This window comes from Methylobacterium sp. J-092, from assembly GCF_022829325.1.
In the GTDB taxonomy this organism is placed as follows: domain Bacteria; phylum Pseudomonadota; class Alphaproteobacteria; order Rhizobiales; family Beijerinckiaceae; genus Methylobacterium.
Map to the genome: position 1 here is coordinate 52751 of NZ_JAKSXU010000180.1, position 21974 is coordinate 74724.

20 protein-coding genes are annotated in these 21974 nt (G+C 64.0%); 10 read left to right on the forward strand and 10 right to left on the reverse strand.

Annotation, left to right across the window (positions count from 1 at the left end; all coding sequences use genetic code 11):
- Window positions 1–331 precede the first annotated feature (331 nt).
- The 5 genes from MKK60_RS21370 to MKK60_RS21390 form a co-directional block, all read right to left on the reverse strand.
- Window positions 332–586 carry a hypothetical protein gene (locus MKK60_RS21370; protein ID WP_243988495.1) on the reverse strand — a complete coding sequence of 85 codons (255 nt, stop codon included), beginning with the start codon at window positions 584–586 and terminating at the stop codon, window positions 332–334.
- On the reverse strand, window positions 573–2552 hold the full coding sequence (locus MKK60_RS21375) for an AAA family ATPase (RefSeq protein ID WP_243988496.1): 1980 nt from the start codon (window positions 2550–2552) through the stop codon (window positions 573–575). The genes MKK60_RS21370 and MKK60_RS21375 overlap by 14 nt, the downstream gene beginning before the upstream one ends.
- Before the next feature lie 573 nt (window positions 2553–3125).
- Window positions 3126–5369, reverse strand: a complete 2244-nt coding sequence (locus MKK60_RS21380) for a ThiF family adenylyltransferase (protein ID WP_243988497.1) — start codon at window positions 5367–5369, stop codon at window positions 3126–3128.
- Window positions 5370–5374: 5 nt separating this feature from the next.
- A complete protein-coding gene (locus MKK60_RS21385) occupies window positions 5375–6502 on the reverse strand; it encodes a hypothetical protein (protein WP_243988498.1) in 1128 nt (375 codons plus the stop codon).
- A 28-nt stretch (window positions 6503–6530) separates the two neighbouring features.
- Entirely contained in the window at window positions 6531–7781 is a 1251-nt protein-coding gene (locus MKK60_RS21390) for a patatin-like phospholipase family protein (protein WP_313901142.1), read from the reverse strand.
- A 145-nt stretch (window positions 7782–7926) separates the two neighbouring features.
- Between MKK60_RS21390 and MKK60_RS21395 the strand changes: the two genes are divergently transcribed.
- From MKK60_RS21395 to MKK60_RS21405, 3 genes are all read left to right on the forward strand, one after another.
- Window positions 7927–8235 carry a helix-turn-helix domain-containing protein gene (locus tag MKK60_RS21395; RefSeq protein ID WP_243988500.1) on the forward strand — a complete coding sequence of 103 codons (309 nt, stop codon included), beginning with the start codon at window positions 7927–7929 and terminating at the stop codon, window positions 8233–8235.
- Window positions 8236–8304: 69 nt separating this feature from the next.
- A complete protein-coding gene (locus MKK60_RS21400; RefSeq protein WP_243988501.1) occupies window positions 8305–8781 on the forward strand; it encodes an ImmA/IrrE family metallo-endopeptidase in 477 nt (158 codons plus the stop codon).
- 75 nt (window positions 8782–8856) lie between these two features.
- Window positions 8857–9156, forward strand: coding sequence for a hypothetical protein (locus MKK60_RS21405; protein WP_243988502.1), 300 nt, complete (start codon window positions 8857–8859; stop codon window positions 9154–9156).
- Window positions 9157–9354: 198 nt separating this feature from the next.
- Here the strand turns inward: MKK60_RS21405 and MKK60_RS21410 are convergent, their stop codons facing one another.
- Complete coding sequence (locus MKK60_RS21410; protein ID WP_243988503.1) at window positions 9355–9897, reverse strand: metallophosphoesterase; 543 nt, start codon at window positions 9895–9897, stop codon at window positions 9355–9357.
- Window positions 9898–10187: 290 nt separating this feature from the next.
- Here MKK60_RS21410 and MKK60_RS21415 point away from each other — a divergent pair, with 290 nt between their 5' ends.
- The 3 genes from MKK60_RS21415 (at window position 10188) to MKK60_RS21425 (ending at window position 11760) form a co-directional block, all read left to right on the forward strand.
- Entirely contained in the window at window positions 10188–10697 is a 510-nt protein-coding gene (locus tag MKK60_RS21415; RefSeq protein WP_243988504.1) for a TspO/MBR family protein, read from the forward strand.
- Window positions 10698–11058: 361 nt separating this feature from the next.
- Entirely contained in the window at window positions 11059–11433 is a 375-nt protein-coding gene (locus tag MKK60_RS21420; protein WP_243988505.1) for a hypothetical protein, read from the forward strand.
- Between the two features lie 33 nt (window positions 11434–11466).
- The gene (locus MKK60_RS21425; protein WP_243988506.1) at window positions 11467–11760 is read left to right on the forward strand and encodes a cache domain-containing protein; all 294 of its coding nucleotides are present in this window, start codon (window positions 11467–11469) and stop codon (window positions 11758–11760) included.
- Between the two features lie 242 nt (window positions 11761–12002).
- On the opposite strand, the gene MKK60_RS21430 is transcribed toward MKK60_RS21425, so the two are convergent.
- Together MKK60_RS21430 and MKK60_RS21435 are read right to left on the reverse strand one after the other, a co-directional pair.
- Window positions 12003–13898: a putative bifunctional diguanylate cyclase/phosphodiesterase gene (locus MKK60_RS21430; RefSeq protein WP_243988507.1), complete on the reverse strand. Its 1896-nt coding sequence runs from the start codon at window positions 13896–13898 to the stop codon at window positions 12003–12005.
- A gap of 5 nt (window positions 13899–13903) precedes the next feature.
- On the reverse strand, window positions 13904–15352 hold the full coding sequence (locus tag MKK60_RS21435; protein WP_243988508.1) for a sensor histidine kinase: 1449 nt from the start codon (window positions 15350–15352) through the stop codon (window positions 13904–13906).
- 276 nt (window positions 15353–15628) lie between these two features.
- Here MKK60_RS21435 and MKK60_RS21440 point away from each other — a divergent pair, with 276 nt between their 5' ends.
- From MKK60_RS21440 to MKK60_RS21455, 4 genes are all read left to right on the forward strand, one after another.
- Window positions 15629–17170 carry a sensor histidine kinase gene (locus MKK60_RS21440; RefSeq protein ID WP_243988509.1) on the forward strand — a complete coding sequence of 514 codons (1542 nt, stop codon included), beginning with the start codon at window positions 15629–15631 and terminating at the stop codon, window positions 17168–17170.
- A complete protein-coding gene (locus MKK60_RS21445; RefSeq protein WP_243988510.1) occupies window positions 17167–17574 on the forward strand; it encodes a response regulator in 408 nt (135 codons plus the stop codon). The genes MKK60_RS21440 and MKK60_RS21445 overlap by 4 nt, the downstream gene beginning before the upstream one ends.
- A gap of 58 nt (window positions 17575–17632) precedes the next feature.
- Window positions 17633–18325: an OmpW/AlkL family protein gene (locus MKK60_RS21450; protein ID WP_243988511.1), complete on the forward strand. Its 693-nt coding sequence runs from the start codon at window positions 17633–17635 to the stop codon at window positions 18323–18325.
- A gap of 757 nt (window positions 18326–19082) precedes the next feature.
- Window positions 19083–20387, forward strand: a complete 1305-nt coding sequence (locus tag MKK60_RS21455; RefSeq protein WP_243988512.1) for an aminotransferase class I/II-fold pyridoxal phosphate-dependent enzyme — start codon at window positions 19083–19085, stop codon at window positions 20385–20387.
- A gap of 774 nt (window positions 20388–21161) precedes the next feature.
- On the opposite strand, the gene MKK60_RS21460 is transcribed toward MKK60_RS21455, so the two are convergent.
- The gene (locus MKK60_RS21460) at window positions 21162–21563 is read right to left on the reverse strand and encodes a PAS domain-containing protein (protein ID WP_313901143.1); all 402 of its coding nucleotides are present in this window, start codon (window positions 21561–21563) and stop codon (window positions 21162–21164) included.
- Window positions 21560–21974 (reverse strand): transposase (locus tag MKK60_RS21465; RefSeq protein ID WP_243988513.1); only part of this gene is annotated, 415 nt, incomplete at its 5' end. The genes MKK60_RS21465 and MKK60_RS21460, both read right to left, overlap by 4 nt.

Consider the following 21974-nt stretch of genomic DNA (forward strand, 5'->3'; position numbering starts at 1 on the left):
TGCTACGGTTTTCCGTTCACCGCGCCCCATCGATCTGATGCTCGTTCGTATTATGAGACGATCCATCTTATTTCGACACACGCGGATATGGACCGCGGCCTTCGAAGCATTAGAACTCAATCACCTTCGAATGGCTTCGCGGTCTTGCACAGATGGAGCTCTTAATGACTCCAAGCGTGATGCCACGACGGACTTTGGTCGGTTTCGCTCATGGAGCTGGAGAAACCCAGTAGCGGTTCCAGAGGCGGTGCCCCACCTCCTGCTTTCGACGAAAAAAGCCCCCACCGTCATCGGGTACATGGGCCCCGAAACCGACCACGTCGCGATGCCTCTAATTCCCTTCATCGAGAGGCTCGGGCGCGAGCCGACGAGCGAACGCAGTGACCCGAACCGTCGATGCGGACGTGGCCTCGCGGGCGGCGACGATCCGCCCCCGCCGCTCGGCCTCCTCCAGGGCGGCGGCCCCGAGCGCCGCCAGGACGCGTCCCACCGTGCGTTCCCACGCGGGCTCGCCCAGCTCGACGCGCATGATGCTCAGCCGACGGAAGAGCTCGCCGACGGCGCGGTCACCCTCAAGCGGCTGCATGGCGACCTCCATCAAGCTCGGCCTGCACGACGACGCCGTGGTCGGCGAGGATGCGGCGGACGTCATCCCCGCCCACGACGAGGTCCGCGACCAGCCGGTCCGCCAGGACCTCGATCGCCTCCCGATGCTCCGACACGAACCGCTTGGCCCGCGCGTACAGCCCGTCGAGGTCGCGCTGCACCTTCACGCGGAAGTCCGCGTCGGACCACAGCAGGGGCCAGACGTCCTCCCGGCGCGCCAGGAACAGCAGGCCGTCGCCGAGGCCGTGGGTCGCGTGCGCCATGGCGATCAGGCCCGTGGCGGTGGCGAGATCGGAGCCGAGGTCGCCGCCCGCCCCGCTGTTGGCGTGCCCGTCGCGCTCGTCCTGCGCGCGGCCGACGAGGGCGACCACGGCGGCATCGTCGACCTGCGGCCGGGTCATCATGAGCCGGTGGTGGAGCCGGGAGCGGGTCATCCCCACCGTCGTCTCCCGCAGGACGATGCTGACGTCGCGGACGGTCCCCACGCCGAGGGCCTCGGAGGCGACCGCGTGGGCCGCCTCGTGCCGCGCGGCGATCAGGGTCTCCTCGGCCGTGCGCTGTCCCGAGGGGGCGATCCGCGCCGCCAGGTCGGCCACCGCGAGGGGCCGGCCTGCCTCGCGGGCGGCTTGCCGGGCACCCTTCACAAAACCAGCGACCTCGGCCCCGGTCGACCCGGCGGCCAGGTGGGCCAGCGGCATCAGGTCGACCCCCGCGAGGTCGCCCCCGAGGTGCTGGCGCATGATGCCCGCCAGCGCGGGGGTGTCCGGCGGCTTGATGCTGATGACCGGGTGCAGCCGCCCCGGTCGCACGAGCGCCGCATCGAGCTTGTCCGCGTGGTTGGTGGCCCCGATGACCACCAGGCGGCTGGCCGGGCCGGACATCGACGCGTCGAGCGCGAGCAGGATGCTGTTGACCACGGGGGTCCACCACTCCCGCGCACGGTCGGTGAGGCGGGCGCGGTCGGGCAGGCCGTCGAGCTCGTCGAGGAACAGGATGGCCGGCGCCTGCGCCGCGGCGAGCCCGAAGACCCTGTCGGCTTCCTTGATGACGCCGTCGAGGTGACCGGACGACCCGCTGAACCATGCGGCGACGTTGGTCGTGATCAGCGGCAGGCCGGCCGACTTCGCGACGGAGCGCACGAAGGTGGTCTTCCCCAGGCCGGGGGCGCTCGCCAGGACGCAGGTCCGGGTCACGGCCTCCCACGGGACGCGGCCCGCCCGCCAGTCGGCGAGATCGCGCACCATCGACTTGGCCCAATCGGCGGCCTCGCCGTAGCCGTGGAGCGCCTCCAGGGGCGGGACGTCGCGTTGTCCGGCGACGGAACCGAACTTGGCCGCCGAGGCCGCCTGCAGCCGCCGCACGCACCGGGCCGGGGACGATCCGACTCGGATGGCGGAGCAGATCTCCCCGAAGTCCAGTCCGACACCGATGTCCGGGGGCATGCGCCGCGCGGGCCGGCCGGTCGCGAGCAGGATCGCCCGGCCGATCTCCCGACGGCCGGGCATCTGGACCGTCACGCGCACGTCGGCAGAGGCGACGAGCGTCGACGGGAGGTAGCGCTCCGGCGCCGTCGAGATGCCGAGCACGGCATCGTTCGAGCCCAGGTGGGCGGCCACGTGCTGGTTGCCCTCGGTCGGCTTGTCCTGCCGCGGGGCGGTGCCGGTCCGGTTGAAGACGTAGCCGAAATCGCCGAGCCCGCGGATCACCAGCTCCACCTCGGCGGCGATGTCGGCGGTGGGGATCTCGACGACCACCGCCACCCCGCGCTTGCGGATGCGACGCAGGTCGGAACCCTTGAGGGCCTTGGCGACCGCGAGGCTCGCGAGGGTGTCGTGCGGCCCCTTGAGGCCGTCGGGCAGGGCGTGGGAGCGGTCGTCGAGGAGCTCGTCCTCGGGGAACTCGACGACGGGCTTGGTGGTGGTCTTGGTCGCGGTACGCTTGGTCATGGCTGCCTCCATCGCGAGGCAGCCGTACGCATTCGCGCGCCGGTCAGGCCTCGGGGGGTGTCTCGGGAATGCGCGTGTGGCGAGCGGCGCCGGCCAAGCCGACGCAGGTCGCCAATCGGCCCTCGGGCCGGATGCGCAATTTCTGACGGGGGCTGACGACGGTCGTCACGGAATGCTTCCTCGGGATGCGCCGAACGTATCGGCGACGCCGGTTTACGGGAACTGAACCGGCGGGGGCGCCACGGAGGCGCAGGAGAACGAATAGGGACCATCGCCCCGGTCCGTCAACGGGAATGCTCGTCGTTGGTTGCCGTCCAGGCTCGTGGCGTGGATAACGGGGAGGGATGACTATGAGGTCGAAATATCGTTCGCCGTCTGTATATCCCCTCATCCGCGACCTGATCGGACCAGTGGTACTACGCTTCGGCGCTACCGGACGCCGCCATCCACGTATCTGGATGAACGACGCAAGCTGGCTTGCAGGACTTACAGGTACATGCTTGCTGTCCGACCACATCCGACTCGCGGAGCAGCGACTGCACCCATGTTACTCACGGGTCATGCATAGCCTCGTCATCCCACTTCTCCGAGTAGGACGTTGAGCCCTTCGTCACCAATGATGAACGACAGGGCGGGGAGGCTCTCCAGCGAGGCCTTCATCGCCGAGCGGCATAGCTGAACGACATCCGTAGGGCTGGGTGTCAGGGGACAGTCCGGGGGGTGAGAGTGCCATTCCCCAATGTATTGCAGCTGGTCCATGGTCCGGGCCAACCTACCGGTCACATCGTCCGAAAGGCCGGCGATGCCCCTTTCGAACCCACGGGGCGAACCCTTGCTGTCCGGAGGGGCCGGCAAGGGCTCGACCAAGTGAACCTTGCGGGCGAGACTATCGACGATTCCGATCGCTGAACCACCGGTCTCGCTCGGCAGAGTCCCGTCCCTCATCGCAACCATCCGGGCGTGCGCCCACTCATCAACGGTGATCTCCCAATTCAACAACGGATATCTGGTGACGGGTGCGACGTCCGGATCGCTCACCGATACCCGGCCGTCCATATCGGTGGACCACACACGGATCGTAGCGTCGGCATTCCCAAGGGACTGCGCCAGTCCCGCCGCCACGAGCGACGACAACAGGGCGATCCGGCTCGCCGGCACACGATTGGTGACCGCGCGGCATGCGCCGGTGTAGGCGAAACGCTGGCCGACCGCGGTCAGGTGGCGTTCCAGTTCCGGGCGCTGGAGGACGGCGCGGTAGTATTGTGCCTCCAGGTCACGCAGGGTCAGTGACCGATCCTCGGGCTCTACGATGGCCACCACGGCCTCGGCGGAGGGATTGAAGAAGACGCTCGCCCGCCGTCCTCCCACGTCGACATCGGCGAGGTGACGGCTCGCGGCAATGGACGCGGACGCGTCGATGATCACCGAAGCCGCCGCGAGTGCCTGCCGGAGCTCGTCGTCCATCTGACCGGGCCGGAGTACGTTCGCGTCGATGGATCGCGCCACCGGTGCCTCGGTCGTAGGCAGGAAGATGGAGTTCAGCCGGTTCGCGAGCGCGGTAGCCTTGAAGGATCCGTTCTCCATCGCGCGCAGGGTATGACGCGCCAGGTTGTGGGGTAGAAGCCGGTCATCGTCGACCACGGTCCAGTCGAACCGTCCTTCCCGAACGAGGTACTCGGCCACGTGGGAGCCGATGGCGCCCGCACCGACCATCACGACCTTCCTTTCGTCCCTGGCCGTCCGCCCGGCAAGCGTCGCCGCCCACTCGGCGTCGAACGCTCGATGCACCTGGGCCATCTCGATCGGGCACGCGGCAAGGAAAGCCTCATCGACGTCTCCGGCCAGGATCGCGCGGGCGAAGCCGGAGGCGGCGGCATCATCGTGGGCGTGCAGCTGCCCGAGGGCCACACCGATCTCACCCACTGACTTGAGCGTTATGAAGACCCGAAGGTCGAGGAGCCCCCCTCTCGTGCTCCCGTCCGGTGCGACGACGGGAAAAGCCACGATGATGGCGAGAACCCCGTTGAGCCGTGCCCGGTCCTTCTCTTCCGAACCCGCCCATGCGCTCATCCGGGCGGTCAGGTCGCCCAGCATATCGACGCCTCGTTCGTCGAGGATGGCCGCGAGGGCCGCCAAGCTTTGTGGCGCCTTCCTCATCCGGGACATCCGCTCGGGCGGCACTCGATAGGCGACGGGAATGAGCAGATGAACGTCCGCGGCTTTGGGCAGCGATCCAGCCGGCATGACGGTGAACAGATCGGCATCGTCGGGTGTCGTGCGAAAACCGACGAGTTCCACGCCCTCGACGTCCGACAGCACAGAAGCCGGGACGACGATTTTCAACCTTGATAGCCCGAAGAACGGATCCACGGGCTGGATCGGGTCGTGAAGCTCTCCGCGCGCTGCGCGGCGGAACCATAGGTGGATGCGCTGCAGCATCTCGGCCGGCGTCCACGTGAGGCGAGCCTCATCCCAAGGCCGATCGTCAATGCACATCGCGGCGGGAAAGCCGTCCGGTACCAGTTGCTGGTGCTCGGTGTCCGGGAAGCCCTCCCGGAGCATCATGATCAACGGCATGGCCAATCCGGGCCCGAACAGGATGCCGATGCGCTCGACGCGCTCGATTTCCACGACGGGTCGTTGCGGTACCCCCGTCAGGATGTCGACGACGAGCATCTCGCCACCGCCCGGGTGACGGCGCCCCTCGACGGCACGGACGACATGACCGGCCGTGGCCAAGTAGGTCGAAACGGCCGTCGCTTGAGGCGAGAATAGTTCGTCCGCGGGGACGACCGTCCAGTCGTCGATCCACGCCATGGCCCTCACCCCTGTCGCGCGGTGGTCGAGGTCGATGCCGTAGCAACGCTCGGCGCGGCGAGCGCGATGCCCACGCCATAGCGGTCGATCTCGAAGCGGATCGGCTTCGGCTTGCCCGAGGCGGGCTCCATGGTGACCATGAAGTCACCCTGCTTATCCCGCACGACGCGACGGTGGTGGTTGGCAGCCTGGCGGTGCGGCGGTTGTTTGTCGTCATCCTCAGCCGTTCCCGGGAGGGGAATGGGCCAACTCGGCGACACGATCGTGCAGCGCTTTCGGCCTTGGTCTTCGAACAGCCACCTCACGTTCTCGGCCGCCTCCGTCTCGTCCTCGCCGCGTTCCGGTCCCAGGGACTTATAGGAGCAGTGGTGGAACAGCTTCATGAGGTCCCACCGCAACCGGTCGGCGTTGCCATAGCGACGCGAGATGCTCACGATATCGGTGATGGCCAAATAATCGACGTCGGAGCCAAAGAGGGCATACGATTCCTTCCCACCGTCGACGAACGTCACCTGGAACACGATGCTGTCGCCGTTCCGATCCACGACCGTATTCTCGTCCTGGCGCCACGCGAACGGACTGTGGACGAAGAATTCGGCGGCCGAAGCGCCCGCCTTGTCGAAGCCGGGAACGGGCTTGCCGGCATCGACGAAGAGGTGCTTGCGGCTCTCGAAGTCGATACCTTCCGCCTCCATCCAATCCTTCAGGCGCTCGGCACGTGAGAATACACGGATACCTTTTCCCTCGCGCAGGCGGTGGCGTGCCTCCTGACGTACGAGACGTGCGTCATTCTTTAGGGTCGTCTCGGTGAGTGCACAGGCTGGAACCCACAGCTCATCGATCTCGACGCGATCGTCATCCTGATACGCGGCGGAATGCCGGAGCCAGAAAAACTCGCCCATCCGCTGGCAGTGATCGTCGTCGAGGTGGGTGAAGCACACGACGTCGAGGGACTTGCGATCGGCCTTGCGCAGCACCTTGCGCAGCTCCTCGGCGAGGTCGCAGCGCTCGTCCTCCGGGTCGTCGGGGTTTCCCTGGTTGCCGAAATCGATCAACAGGAGCTGCTTGTTTGCGAGCTCGATGAGCGAGCCGTCCGCATTCCCGAGCGGGTAGAAGGTGACGTAGGCGGGCATGATCGTTCTCCTTGTCTTCGGGGTCGGGCTAATCGTTCCTCGCCGGCTGCCAGCGGTGGGTTCGGGGAAACAAGTCTGCCGAATGTGTTGTGAGAACCGTGTCGGCCACCTCGAAACCATGGCGGGCGACACGTTCGAAGACCTCCGGGGACATCGCCCGTAGGTCGGTCGGGTGGCCCAACGCCAAGCGGACGTCGGCATCGCCGAGGTAGCCGTCGTAGTCCCGCTCGGGACGGTTGCGCCGGACGCGGATGTCCACGTCACGGACGGAAACCCCCATCTTGATCAAGGCGCCACGCAAGGTCCCGCCCTCAACGTCCCGCATGAACATGCGCGAGCGCAGGGCCCGGATCTGGTCGCTCGCGACATCGAACAGCCTGGGGCCGGCGAGACGTCCCTTCAGTATGGCGAACTGCGAGGTTGCGCCGTAAGCCGGGACGGGCCCCGACGCGTCGCTGCAGATGACGAAAGCATCGGGATCAGGTGCCTGCCCAGGCTTATAGATGGCCTCAAGGCCGAGGTTCTCGTACGCACCGCCGTCCCAGAGCCCGATCCGCCTCGTCGGAGGGGTCGTGCGCTCCAAGGGCTTTCGCGTCGCCGGGTCGCTCCGGAACCACCCTTCGCCCGGCAGGTCGAGCCAAAGAGCGCCCAGGACGTAGGGGACCGCCGCCGAGGCAGCCGCAGCATCGGCAAGCCTGACGTCCGGGGCATAATGGCGTCCGAAGACCCAGTCACCCATTTCGCGGGAGGAGAAACGCCAGTTCTTGCCGCTGTGGAGAGAGGTCGTGTTGATGGACCAGCAAGGGATCGCCGGCAGGTCCATGACCCGTGCCGTCACGCCCCAGCGCTCTACGAGGAGGTCCGCCACCACGCTCGACCGAGCGGTCAGGAGCCTGCGATTAAAGCGCAACAGTCCGGTCCAGCCGATGGCCGGAACGGAGAACAGGTCAACCGAGGTCAGCAGGCGCTCCAGGGCCGGGAAGACGCTGTCCCGGTACGTCGAGGAATTCGGCCAGGTCAGGCCGCTCGCCGACATCGCGGCGGCGACCAGCAGGCTGCCGCCCGACACCGTGGAAACATGCGTTACGCGCTCAAGCAGGTCGTCGCTCGCGAGCCGGTAGAGCACGCCCGCATGAAATGCAGCGGCACGAACTCCGCCACCCGATAGGGCCAGTCGAATGGGAAGGCCGGATGCCGGCGTTACGCTCGCCGTCGCATTCGCCCCGTGCATCCTACGGTCCCCTTCCCCGGAATTTCGTAAAGAAACTTCCACAGCCATAAACGCATCCGCGGCGCTGCCTGGTTAGCGTTCCAGAAAGTATTTCTACACCGAACATGGCGGCAGACGTATCGTGATACAAGGCTGCGGTGTTACGCTACGGCGAACTTTAAGTTGTTTTTCTGCGGGCAAGGAGACGGCGGCGTTGGCCACCTTCGGCGAGAAGATAAAGGGCCTCCGGAAGAAGGCTGGGCTGACCCTGGATCAGCTCGCCGATTTGACCGGCAGCAGCAAGTCATACGTGTGGGAACTTGAGAACAAGAACCCGCCCCGGCCCTCGGCCGACAAGATCGACAGGATCGCGAAGGCGCTCGGCGTCACGGCCGATTATATAATGGATGAAAAGGCCGATTTGACGACCGCCGAGGACGAAGCGTTTTTTCGCAAGTACAAAGGCCTGGACCCCCTCGTGAAGGAGCAGATCCGTCGGATCACGGAAACCTTCAAACGGTAGCCTCCGGCCACGTTGACGTTGCGATTGCCCGTCCGCCTTGCGACGCTGTTCGCGGGAGCGAATCAATAAATGCCGCCACCTGCGTACAAGCATCCCGCACGATGGGCGAACCAGCTCACGACGATGCTTGACCATGTCAAGGGATCGAATCGCTATCCCGTCGATGTCGAGGAGCTCATCCTCGACTACTCCCGCAACGTCTGGCCTGGTGACCGCGTTCTGGCGATCCACAGCGAGGAACTGCATGGGTTCGAGGGCGCACTGGTGCCCGTTCGCGAAAACGGTGGCTGGCTGATCATCAGTAACTCGGCGGCCAGGGATGGCAGGCGCCGCTTCACGATCGCACACGAGGTCGGCCATTACCTCCTCCATCGTCATCTGCTTCCGCCGGAGGGCATCCGCTGCAAGGCGGACAGCGTCGGTCGCGGCGCCGGCCATGCCATCGAAAAGGAAGCCGACGAGTTCGCGGCGGCGTTGCTGATGCCGTCTCACGATCTGCGCCGCCAGATCGACCCGAGGGCCAAGCCCAGCATCGATGAACTCTGAGCCCTTGCCGAACGGTACGGGGTATCTCTGACCGCGGCGATCTTGCGATGGCTGAGCCATACCGAGCGCCGATCCATGATGATCGTGTCGACGGACGGCTTTGCCCTTTGGGCGCGCTCCAGCGATGCCGCCTTCAAGAGCGGCCGCTATCTGAAGACCTCGAACCAGCCTGCTGAAATTCCGATCGGATCGGGCGCCGCCCAACCGCATCTGGTCGAGGCCTGCCGAAATGGGATGCTGCATCCGGCTGGCGTGTGGTTTGACGAGCACGTCGAAGAGCTAACGATCCACGCGACCGCATTCGATCAGGTGATAACGGTCCTCCATTTCGGAGAAGCACAATCGCAATGGTCGACTGCCCGCACGGCCACATAGCCCATCGTCAGATACAACTTCACAGGATCAAGGTGCTACGGATTGCAATTCTCACTGTGCCAACTGATTTTGCGAATAAAAGATACAGCGATACAGATTGGCCAATGGCGACTCAGATAATTCGTATCATAATTATGTGGTAAACTATCGAAGGTGAGGTAGTTATCACTACAATCGAGCGCATGATGTCAGGATGATTTATGCCGCGCTGGTTTCGGTAAGTCTGTCCCTGATCTCCGATAGGGTGACGGGTCTGTATCCGAAGACGTCGACGCCGACGTCGGTGCTCGCGGCGGTACCGGGCAGGCTGCCGTGGGAATGCCCATAGAAGTGGATGTCCCCGCGGTGCATGCGCGGCCAGACCCGGTGGGCGTAGTGGCTGAGCCAGATGCCCTGGGTCATACCGGTTTCCGGGTCGTGCACGTGCACCCGGGTGACGTCGACCACCGGGCCGTCCCAGGGCAGCATCTGGCCAATCTTGTCATGGTTGCCCCGAACGAGGAACTTGCGGCCCCGCAGACGCCCGTAGATCGCCCGGGCGCGGTCCTCCGTGCATCGATGGCAGAAGTCGCCAAGGTGCCAGACGGTGTCGCCCGGGCGCACGGCGGCGTTCCAGGCCGCGATCAGCGCCTCGTCATGGGCGTCGATGTTGGGGAACGGTCGCGCAAGCCCGAGCCGCAGCCCAAGGACGGCTTGGTGCCCGAAATGGGTGTCGGCGGTGAAAAATGTTCGGTGGGTCACGAGGGGCCTCCATGGGCGTGGAGGTCCAGACGGGATCGGGCCGTGCGAGCCTCGGGGTCAGGTCGTTTCGGGGCGGGGAAATACTTTCACGGACGATGGTCTTCCTGGCGGGTGAGCCGTTTCGCCGGATTGATTCGGAAACTCAAGCCCCCGGGTATCGGAAGTGGTGGGTAAAAGGTCGCCGCCAGAATAAGCCAATCATTAAAATCCCGTTCGCGCGGCTTTCGCCCTGGGCCGATGTACCGGATCGCACCACATGGGATGTCGGCGTCCCATGAAGGAGTACCACGATGGCATCCCTTGCCCGAACGCGCGGCCTGTCCCCCCTCCCGGCCGCGGCGCTGGCGGTCGGCGCCGTCACCGCAGCCCTGCTGATCGGACGGCGCGCGAGCCCGACGCCGGAGCATCCCAGGACGCGACGCTGGTACAGACGCCTGGACAAACCCGACTACACGCCGCCGTCACCGGTCTACCCCGTCGCCTGGACCGGCATCCAGGCATCGCTGGCCTACGGCGGCTACCGGCTCCTGCGCTCCGAGGATTCGCCCGAGCGGACGACGGCCCTGGCGTTCTGGGCGGCGAACCAGGTCGGCATCGCCGGCTGGAGCGAGGTGTTTTTCGGCCATCGCTCGACGAGGTGGGCCACCGTCGCCTCGGCCGCGCTGGGCGCGAGCGCGGTCGGCTACGTGGCCACCGCCGGCCGGGTCGACAGGACCGCCGGGCAGCTCGGCATCCCACTGGTCGCGTGGGTATCGTTCGCAACCCTGCTCGCCGAGGAGATCTGGCGCAGGAACGACTGAGCCTTATCGGCAAACGGTCGTCGAGACACCCCGGAAGGGCGGTGGGCGGGCTCCCGCAACGAACCCGCCGTGCCCCCGCTCTGCATGTCGAACCTGGACGGACGTAGGGGCCGCATGGTCATGCCAGGCTCACCACTCCCGACACCGGGTCGACGCGTCCGCCCTTCCCGCCGTCGGAAGTCCATCCGACGACCCCCAAGCCATCTCCGCCTGACCGACCCGACGCAGGCGGGGTCGGTCAGGCGGATGGCGAGGATGTCGATCGGGGTGACCCCGAGGCCCGGCGTCTCTATGAGCGGATCGCCTCCCCGACGGGCGCAGGCGTGGCGATGTCCTGCAAGGAGAGAGGCTACTTAGACAAATGTCACTGACGACCCGCATCGTCCTACTGATGCTGCTCGCGCTCGGCCCGGCGCTCGCCATCCAGGGGTGGAATGAGTACGCCCTGCGCATCGCCCGCGACGAGACCGTGCGCGCCGACACCATGGCGACGACGCGCGCCGTCGCCGACGACCTCGAACAGGTCGCGGACGAGGTCCGGCGATCGCTGAACCTCGTCGCGCGGGACCCGCGGATCCTCGCCCTCGATCCCGCCGCCTGCGGCGACTACCTCCGTGGTGCCGCGACCGAACTGCCCCATCTCAACCTGCTCGGCCTGACTCGCCCGGACGGCGCCGTGGTCTGCAACAGCATCGGCTCGTCCCCGGGGGCCTACTCGAACGTGGGCCGCGCCTAGCACAGGCTCGCCCTGCAACTGGACGGGTTCACGATGGGCGGCTATGCGTGCGGCGTCGCCACCGGCAAGGACAGCGTCCATTTCGCCCAGCCATTGCGCGGCGCGGACGGTACGGTCGTCGGCGTGCTGGTCGCGGCCCTGGATCTCGACTGGTTTTCACTCCATCTGCAGAGGGATTTGCGCCTCCCCTCGACCAGCCTGACCATCGCCGACCCGGACCGGATCATCATGATCCGGCGGCCCACCGGGCACGAATGGATCGGCAGGCCCATACCCGAGGAACGTCAGACGCATCAATGTCTGGATCGCTTTTTGCGGCCCGTTTAACGTCTTCTTTAAAGCATTGCGCAGGAAAGCCCTGAGGCATGGTTGGTTGGCTTTCTACCAATTTACTTCAAGAATCACGAGACAAACGCCGATGCCTATTCAGTTCTAGCGATACGCATTCACCATGCTTCAACAACGTCGCGTGGGTAAAAGTTTGGGCATCCCAACCCGTGAAGTGTCGATATCTACCACATTCTTTCGCCCGCCGCATGAACAGACATACCTACGAGCAGACCGTCAATTTACGACGCCTTTGGGAAAGAGTGCATCAAGGCGAGCGCATCGTGTATGTTCATTGGCTTGCCGAAGTAGTATCCCTGAACCTCGGCACAACCCTCGCCCGCCAGATATGACAACTGCTCGTCGGTTTCCACGCCCTCGGCAATCGTTTTGATGCCGAATGACTTGCTCATGGCCAAAATCGCCTTGACGATGGCCCCACAATTCGCGTCACGTATCATGTCGGATATGAACGAACGGTCGATCTTGATTTTATCGAACGGAAACATGCGAAGGTAACTTAGACTACTGTAGCCTGTGCCAAAATCGTCCATGGCTATCCGACATCCTAATTCTCGAAGCTGCCCAAGCACGCTTACGTTGTCTTCGGTCTTACTCATTAGGACCGACTCGGTGATCTCTAACTCCAGTCGTTGTGGTGGGAGCCCCGAATGTGCCAGGGCCTGGACCACGGCGTTGACCAAGTCACCACGGATGAACTGCAGCGGCGAGACGTTGACCGCCACCGACAGGTCTCCCGGCCATCCAGCGGCTTCGCGGCAAGCCTCTCGCAATACCCAGTTCCCGATCGGCACGATCAAGCCGATTTCCTCCGCCAACGGGATGAACTCTTCGGGAGACACCATTCCCCGATCCGGATGCCGCCACCGTAGGAGAGCCTCGAAGCCGGTGAGCCGATGCGGAACAAGCGAAACCTGGGGCTGGTAGAACACCTCCAGTTGACCGAGTTGCTGCGCATTTCTCAAGTCGGTCTCAAGCATGCGACGCGATTGGGCCTGGGCGTCCATCGCTGGATCGAAGACGCGGAAGGTGCCACGCCCCTCGAACTTGGCCTTGTACATGGCGAGATCGGCCGCCTTCAACAGGGCCTCCGGATCGTCGTCGGGCCCGCTTCCAAAAACGACGCCGACGCTTGCCCCAACAGTGACGTCGTGTTGGTTGATCGACCGCCGCCTGCAGGCAATCTCAACCAGCTTGCCCGCCAGTGCGAGCGTGTCTGCCGCATCGAAACTCGCCACGCGCAAGATAGCGAATTCATCGCCTCCCAACCGCGCGATCCGGTCCGTCGGACCTAGCGCATCCGAAAAGTCTGTCGCAACCTCCCCGAGCAACAAATCGCCGAAGGAATGCCCGAGCGCATCGTTTACGTCTTTGAATCCGTCCAGGTCGACGAAGAGGACGGCCAAGGGGGCGAGTCCGTCTCGACCGCTGGTGGCGATCGCGTTCACGAGATCGTCCCGGAATTGCCGGCGGTTCGGCAATCCTGTCAGCGCGTCGTGGAACGCCAGGAAGCGCGAGTGCGACTCGGACCTTTCTCTCTGTTCGATCTCGACCCTGAGTGTCTCGTTCATCTTGACGAGGGAGCGTGTCCGTTCCTCCACTCGCCGCTCAAGGTCGTCGTTGCCCCGACGTAGAGCGTCGTTGGCCAGTCGTAGCCTCTCGCCTGCTCGCTTCCGGTCGATTTGAGCGTTAACCCGCAGCAACGCGATGTCAAAATTTACGGGCTTGGTGACGTAGTCGTTGGCCTGAAGCTGCAACGCGCCGACAACATCCTCGGCGCCGACCTTCGCGGTCACCATTATTACGGGTAGCTCCAACGGCGAGCGAGTCCGTCGAACCGTCCTTAGAACGTCGAGCCCCCCTATTCCTGGCATCATGACATCGAGCAGTACCAAGTCGAACGTCTGCGCGTCGATCATCCCAAGGGCTTGTGCACCGCCATCGGCCTCGTGAACCTCGAAGCCGCGGCGCACGAACCGCCTGACCAAGACCGCGCGATTGTCCGCGATATCATCGACGATCAGAATGCGCGGAGCGGCGTCCAGGCATGACGTCCGCCCCCCCTCCGGGACGTCGGCTACGGCGTTCGTGTCCGATCGGGCAAGGGCGTTTGTCATGTCGCCTATGTTCCTACCAACGCCATCGGCGCCATGTCGACGACCCGCCCGAGCTCACCTTCGTCGGCATCCTCCGCAACCCGCGAGGTCGGGATACGGAAAGCGAACACCGACCCCTTCCCGACCTCGCTTCGCACGGTGATGCTACCACCCAGGAGGACGCAAAGCTTCTGACTGAGGGCAAGACCCAACCCCGTCCCGCCGTAGCTGTGGTTCGTTTCGGCGGAAACCTGCTCGAAATCAGTGAACAAACGTTTTGCGTCCGCTTCGGCGATGCCGATTCCCGTGTCGATGACGTGGAAGGTAAGGCACGGAACGCCGGCCTTCTCGTCACGACGGACGGCCAGGGTGATAGACCCGCCCATCGTGAACTTGGCGGCGTTACCGAGGAGGTTCACTAGGATCTGGCGAAGCTTCGTCTCGTCCGTCGTCAGCGTCTCGTCGAGAGCCGCACTGACGACGCGCAGGACGTTCTTGTTGGATTGCGCCATCGGCTCGACGGTTGCGATGACCTGATCGACCATGTCCCGGAGCAGGAAACCATCGCATCTCAGGGCATCGGTCTCGTGACCGAGGTTCTCAAGATCGAGAACGTCCGCAACCAAGGACAACAGGTGACGACCGGCCGCGTTGATCCTGCCGATGTCCTTCTCCCACGTCGCGTTGCCCCCGTCCGGCGGCATGCTCTCAAGGATGAGCTCGCTGTAGCCGATGACCGCGTTGAGCGGCGTCCGCAACTCATGGCTCATCTTCGATAGAAAGATGGTACGGCCCCTGTTCGCCGCGTCCGCCCGCTCCTTGGCCGCCCTGAGTTGCTCCAGCTGCATGTCCGCCTCGCGCTCGGCAAGCGAGGTGCTGGACATGATGTCAGAATAATAGGTTGCCATCCAAGACATGTATAAGGTTGCAGAGACAATGGAAATCCAGCTGACCGGTGCCAGGTCGGCTAGCGGAACCGTCTCAGGGAACCCCCAAATCTCGTATGCAATTATGAACAAACCAATGTTCACCACGAAGATTAATACGATCAAAGCTTGCCGATCAGAGAAATAGAAAAACCCAAGAAGTAACGCGATGATTAGCCATGGTATGCAAGGCGAAAGAGCCCCGCCATAGAAGAACGCTCCGAAAAGCGAAGTGAACGCCAGGAGCTCTACCGATACGAAGGCGGCTATCTTGATGCTTTGCGTATGCTTGAGAACGAACGGCAAGAGCCAGAAAAGGGATACGCACGCGATGACCGTGTAGCATGACAGGCCAGGCGACGGGTCGGTGAGATAGAGGAAGATACACATCGATTGGGACATGAGTGGTCCGAACAGATGTGTCAGCACGAAATGCCGCGCGACGCCTCGCTGCGATCGGTCGGCGAAGGCTGCTTCCGGAAGGAACCAGTCCACGTATCCGTTGAGTGCCGTTCCCATACCCAGGCCCCTTTCGGCGGTCATGAGCATTTGGGTTTCGAGCCGTTAAAGTTTGATGTATTCAAAATCCTTAGGCATTTACGATTGATTCACATCGATCACTTGAATCAGGGACGCCGGCCCAGATGCCCTTAGATGGGGCGGTTTGGTTAAGCTCATTCCTCGATGTTGGCGTTCTGGACCCGACGAAACCTTCGTTGGTCATCCACCCCGGCATACGCCGCACGTCGTGCGGCACCGCATCGAAACGGCGGCGATCGCTGCCCGGGTCGTGCACGCACGAAGCTAAGGCGAACGGAAGACGCGATGGACGCATCCTCCCTACTCGGTCCCCTCGGAGATACATCCGTCGGCATGGGGTCGGTCCCTCCGGGCGCACAGACATCGCCCCTGTACAGCAGATGGCTCGCGAGGATCGAGACGTTCCACCGCTTCGTTGACTGGTTCATTCCGGGCTGCATGGCGAACGAGAAGGCGCGTCGCAAACAGGCACGCCTATTTCTGCTCAGCCATCTCCTTGGCCCTTTCCTCGGCAATGGGACCGCGATCCTTCTGTCCTTTGCCGAGCCCGATCCGGGCTTCGAGGTCATCGTGGTCCTAATCGCGATCTCTGGCTTCTGGCTGTTCCCCTTCCTTTTACGTCGGTTCGGTCGCCTTGAGGCCCTGGCCCTCATATCGATCGAGAACCTGACGTTCTGCGTGCTGTGGGTCACATACTTCTACGGAGGGGCGGCGTCCCCGTTCCTACCCTGGACCATAACCATCCCACTTCTAGCGTTCTTCTACGTCGGGAACTCCCCGGCGCTAAAGAGGGCGATCTTCGCCCTCCTCGCTGGCAACGCGACGGCATTCTATCTGGTGTGCCACTACGTTGGCATGCCTAAGCAGGAAATCTCCGTCGAGGCGATGCAGCGACTTGGGATCCTGTCGACCGCCGCCATTGGCCTCTACGTCACGATGATGGCGCTCTATTATGCCAGGGCGTTGGCATCCCAGACGGAGCTTGAAGAAACGATGCGGGAGTACGCGATGAACGCGTCGGCCCTGAAGCACGCCGCGTGGGAGGCGGAGAGCGAGAGCGCCGCGAAGATCGACTTCCTCGCCAAGATGAGTCACGAGCTACGCACGCCTCTTAATGCGATCATCGGCTATAGCCAGATGCTTTTGGAAGAAGAGGAGGATGCGCCCGATGCCGAAAGCGTACAGGACCTCAGGAGGATACATATTTCCGGTCAGAACCTGTACAAGCTTGTGAACAAGATACTCGACATAGCGAAGATCGATGCCGGGAAGGCGGAATTGTTCAACGAGTATTTTGACCCAAACGGAACAATCGAGTGCATCCTCGACGATGTCGGCGCCCTCGCCAGGGAGAACGGGAACGGCATCGAGTTCCGGCCAGCCCCCGGCGCACCGATCCTCGGCGACCAGCACAAGTTCCAGGCCGCCCTCACCGAAGTCGTCGAGAACGCCGTCAAGTTCACACGGGACGGTCGGATCCTGGTAAGTTGCTCGTATCGTGAAGGGGATGGTCCACCGGCCTTCCACGTCAACGTGACGGATAGCGGGATCGGCATCGACCCAATGTACCTGCCGACCCTCTTCGAACAGTATGCGGTGGGTGACGAGCACACGTCGACGAAGTACGGCGGCACCGGGCTCGGGCTGGCGCTGGCGCGCAAGATGTGCCGACTGATGGATGGCGACATCTCGGTGCGAACCCGCGTCGGGGAGGGAAGCGAGTTCCGTCTGACGTTCCCCATCCGACCGCGCTGGGCTTCACCCGGGGATTATGTCGGAATCGGAACGGTACCCCACCCCGTCACGGAGCTGGAGCAGGGAGCATGACGAAGATACTGATCGTTGAGGACAACGAGATGAACAGCGACATGCTATCGCGACGCCTGGTGCGTCAGGGCTTTCTCGTCTGCGTCGCTGCGGACGGTCCGACGGGCATCGCGATGGCCGGGTCCGAGTGTCCGGATCTCATCCTCATGGACGTCGCGCTGGGGGCGATGGACGGCTGGGAGACGACGACTGCCATACGATCCAGCCCTCGCACTCGTCACATCCCGGTCATCGCCCTGACCGCTCACGCTCTCTCAAGCGATCGGGCGAAGAGCGTGAGCGTCGGGTGCGCTGACTTCGACACGAAACCCGTTGATATGCCTCGACTCCTCGGCAAGATCACGCGCTGTTTGGCGGAGCTTACCCCCGTCCCCGCCGACGGGATCTCGGACGCTACGCACTAACCGATTGTTCATCATTAATAGGCGAGTGTCACGTCGAACACGATTGTGGACCTGGATCATGAAGCCGTTCGCGCCCATCGCCGGCACCGCCCTTCTTCTCGCTACGGCAATGGCGGCCAGGGCCGCGGACCTGCCCGCCTCCGCTCCGTCCTTCGCGTCGGTCATCGACACGTCGACAGCCGACCGCTTCTTTATTCGGGCCGGGATCGTGGGATTGGTGCTGAACGAGAGCGCTAGTATCGGCGCGATGGGCGCGAAGATACCCGGTGCCACGATCGGCATCGAGCCTCAGGTCACCGCCTCCCTTGAGGCCGGGTACTACATCACGCCCAACGTCGCGATCGCCGTAACCGGTGGGCTACCGCCGAAGGCCGTCATCGAGGCAGCGGGCACGATAGCCCCCTTGGGCCGCCTGGGTTCCATCGTCTATGGGCCGACCACGGCGACATTGCAGTATCACGTCCTCGGGTTTGGCCGCCTCCAACCTTACGTCGGTATCGGGCCAGCGGTGCTTTTCGTCTTCAGTGAGAAGGACGGGGCGGCGCAACGCCTTCGTGTCGACTCCTCGGTGGGCGTGGTCGGGCAGATCGGCGCCAACTACATGTTCGACGCGCACTGGGGCATCTTCGGCGACGTCAAGGCGGCTTGGTTAGGTACCGAGGCCCGCGGTTTCCTGGGCCCGGTCCCGATCAAGGCCGAGGTGCGACTCGATCCCGTCACCTTCAGCGCGGGCCTGATCCACCGGTTCTAACCCGCGCCGGGCATTAACTATTGGCGTCCAGCGCCCCCCTCCTCCCATCTGGCGGAACGTCGCCGCATACCATTCAAAGCACGGCTTACGCCCGATTCGTACTCGTCTTTAAAGGCAAACCCAAGTCGCTCGAATGGACCGTCACGCTCGCGTTCGGCCTGGGTGGCTGTGAGGCCATCCACCACGTGCGCGTCGGCGCTCTTCTCGACGGCACAATGCCCCCCGGTTCCGAGGCTTGGTCGGTACAACCGGACCGTGCCCCCCTTCCGATAATGCCGGACGGTGTCCCGCGACCGTTCCGACCTAACCGTGACCCCACCCGAACCGGACCGTGCACGCGGCGGAGGCGGCATGGTCGTTCAACCGCGCACCGGTGATGGCCGACACCGGTAGTCGGCCCGGCACCTTTCCCGATCGCCCCCGGGCGGACTGGACGGCTGACCCGCCTTCGGGGCGAGATCATGGGCCGCATCCAGGTTTGATCTGCAATGAGCAAGTCCGCCCGACACACGCGGAGGGGTTCCCTACTTCGGTGGCCCAGCTTGGGCATCCAAACCGCGGATCTATCGCCTGGACGGGCGGACGTCCGCCGGCGGGGGGCGGCCGGGATTCACTTAGGCTTAACCTCGATGCTAGGCCGCGCGTCCGGTCGAGGCTTGCTTAAGTTCTGCCGAAACCTTCGATGTCGATGATGGGTATCGCGGCGTTCGCCACCGGTGGCCATTGCGTTCGCGTGGGTGGATACGGAATGAGACACATGGTTGACGACGGGTTGTCCGGCAGCGCGCGCGACTTCCGCGTACCGGGCGGGCCCGACCTTCTCACGCGCGGCGATGCGTTCCATCGTTGGCAGGATGGTCGGCGCCGAAACGGCGTCTGGCCCTATTCCAGGGCCACGGAATCCGGACCTGCCACCGCCTGCGACGCCTACGACGATGCCGGTCGTGCCCAGCGCGGCGTCAACTTCGCTTCGCAGGATTACCTCAGCCTTTCAGCGCATCCGGCAATCGCCGCCGCGGCGACGGAGACTATCGCCCGGTTCGGGGTCCACAGCGCCGGATCCGCGGTGCTGCTCGGCAACACGTCGATCTCCGTGGCCCTGGAGCGCCGCATCGCAGAATTCCTATCCATGGAGGAAGCGATCCTCTATCCGACCGGTTGGGCGGCGGGTTACGGCGTCATCCGTGGACTCGTTCGGTCCGCCGACCACGTCGTGCTGGATGCGCTAGCCCATACCTGCCTGCAGGAAGGAGCGAACGCCGCGACGCGGAACATCTCCGTCTTCCGGCACCTCGACCTGGATCATTGCCGGTCCAAGCTAAGGTCCATCCGCGCCAAGGATGCAGAGAACGGGGTCCTCGTCGTCACCGAGGGCCTGTTCTCGATGGACTCCGACACACCCGACATCATCGCGCTCCAGCAACTGTGCCGCGAGTACCGTGCGACCCTACTCGTCGACGTGGCGCACGATCTCGGGTGCCTCGGCGACGACGGGCGTGGGCAAATCGGCATCCAGGGGATGCTCGGCAAGGTCGATCTCGTGATGGGCAGCTTCTCGAAAACGTTCGCGTCGAACGGCGGTTTCGTGGCGACCAACAAGCGCGCCATCAAGGAGTACCTACGCTACTATAGTCCATCGACGACGTTTTCGAACGCTCTCTCGCCGGCGCAGACCGCGGTGATCCTGAAGGCCTTCGAAATCGTCGGTTCGACGGAAGGTCATATCCTCCGTGGGAAACTGTTGGAAAACGTCACGTTCCTTCGGAACTCGCTTGTCGAAAGAGGGCTGGAGATTTTCGGGGATCCGTCGGCCATCGTCTGCGTCAAGGTCGGGGCCGAGAACCTAGCCCGTGTCGTGAGCCGCAGCTTGCCGGATATGGGACTTCTCGCCAACCTCGTGGAATATCCCGCCGTGGCGAAGGGATCCGCGCGACTCCGACTGCAAGTCATGGCCGGCCACTCGCGATCGGATATCCTGCACGCCGCCGAATGCATCCGCAAAGCCGTCGATGCTTCGGTCGACGATTTGATGCATGCGGCGGGCCGAACCCAGGCCGCCTGACCACGTCGCGTGACCGCGCTGCCCCCTTACGGCAGTTGAAGGCGGCCCTCGACGTTCGCCGCTACCGTGGCGGTGAAAGCCGACGACGGTACTCCTGATCGTCCGTTCCGGTTGGTGCGCCGTCGCTTAAGGGGAAGGTTCTCCTCCATCGCCTTACCCGTCGAACGGGACGAGCGTTGGACGAGAGGATCGGAGGATGGGAGAGTTGCTTATTCAACCCGGATCGCGAGCGAGCGGACGGGGAAACCATATCGCAGCTTCCGGGCCGAGCTTGGGCGAGGTGGATTCGTATCAAGTGAGTTCCGCACAATCGCAGAAGGGGGTCGGGGGTCTGGAGCCAGTCAACCTACAATCCGATCACCGACCGGGACGGTGTACCGTTCAAAATGGTGAAGTCCGCAACCTACATCACCCCCCAGGTGCACGAGGGACGACCTCGCGCCAAGGCGCACAACGCGATCGGCACCGACCTCGATGCAACCAACCAAGCCGTCGAGAACGTCAGCCACCAGATGATCCCAGCTCCAATGTTGTGATCTGGGACCCAAAGTTCGGCACCCACCTAACCTGAAGTTGAGCGAGGCTGCATTCGTCGGAATGTGGCCTCGCTTACGCTTACGGGCTAGTCCGTTTATCCATGCCTCAAACCGCAGGCAGGCACATTACGTTCTCAGGACCACTTGTTACGGTAAGCGTATGCGGACGGCGCCGGGGACCCCACGGACCATCGGACATCGCCAACGAGGCATCATCCGTAACGGGTAACAGGACCTGTTACGCGCTGCGTTTGATGTAGCAGTCTGCCTCCAGCAAGCATGTTCCATCCTTGCAAAAGAGTTGTCTAGGGTGTGCTGCGAGGGCCTCGGCCGCGGCCTTCGCCTCAATGACATCGCGAACGGCCGAGTAGACCAGCCCCCCGCGCGGCACCGCGTTCCATGACAGCCAGCGGCAGCTGCCGTCCCGGTGCCGGTAGCGGTTCTCGAAGAACATTTGTGCGTGACCCCTGACCAGCTCCGCCGACGCGGCCCTGGTCGCGGCATGGTCGTCGGGGTGAACGAAGTCGAGCAAAGGCTTTCCCCTCATCTCGTCCTCGAACCAGCCCAGAGTCGTGCTCAGAGCCGGATGGAGGCTCGTAAAGTGGCCTTCGAGGGTCGCGACGCTAAGACCCTGTGTCATAAAGCTCGGGCGATCCGTCTGACGAGGATCATGGCTGCGGCGAGGACGAAGAAGGCGAGCGCAGAGGACGGGGTAGCCTCGTGGTCGCGAGCCAACCTGCGGCAGCGGGCGATCCAGCCGAAGCTCCTCTCGATGACCCACCGCCTGGGCTGCACCGCAAAGCCCTTCTGGCCCTCCTTGGGTTCGACAATTTCGACCGTGATGGTCGTGGCCGCGCCAACACGCTCGCCTCGATAGGCACGGTCGGCAAAGCAGTGAGCTAGGAAGGGAAACAGTCCGCGCGAGGCTCGAAGCAGGGCAATCGCGCCGTGGCTGTCGTGCAGGTCAGCGGGTGAGACCGCAGCCACGAGCAGGCGCCCGTCTGTATCCGTCAGCGCGTGGCGTTTGCGCCCGACGACCCGCCGGGCCGGA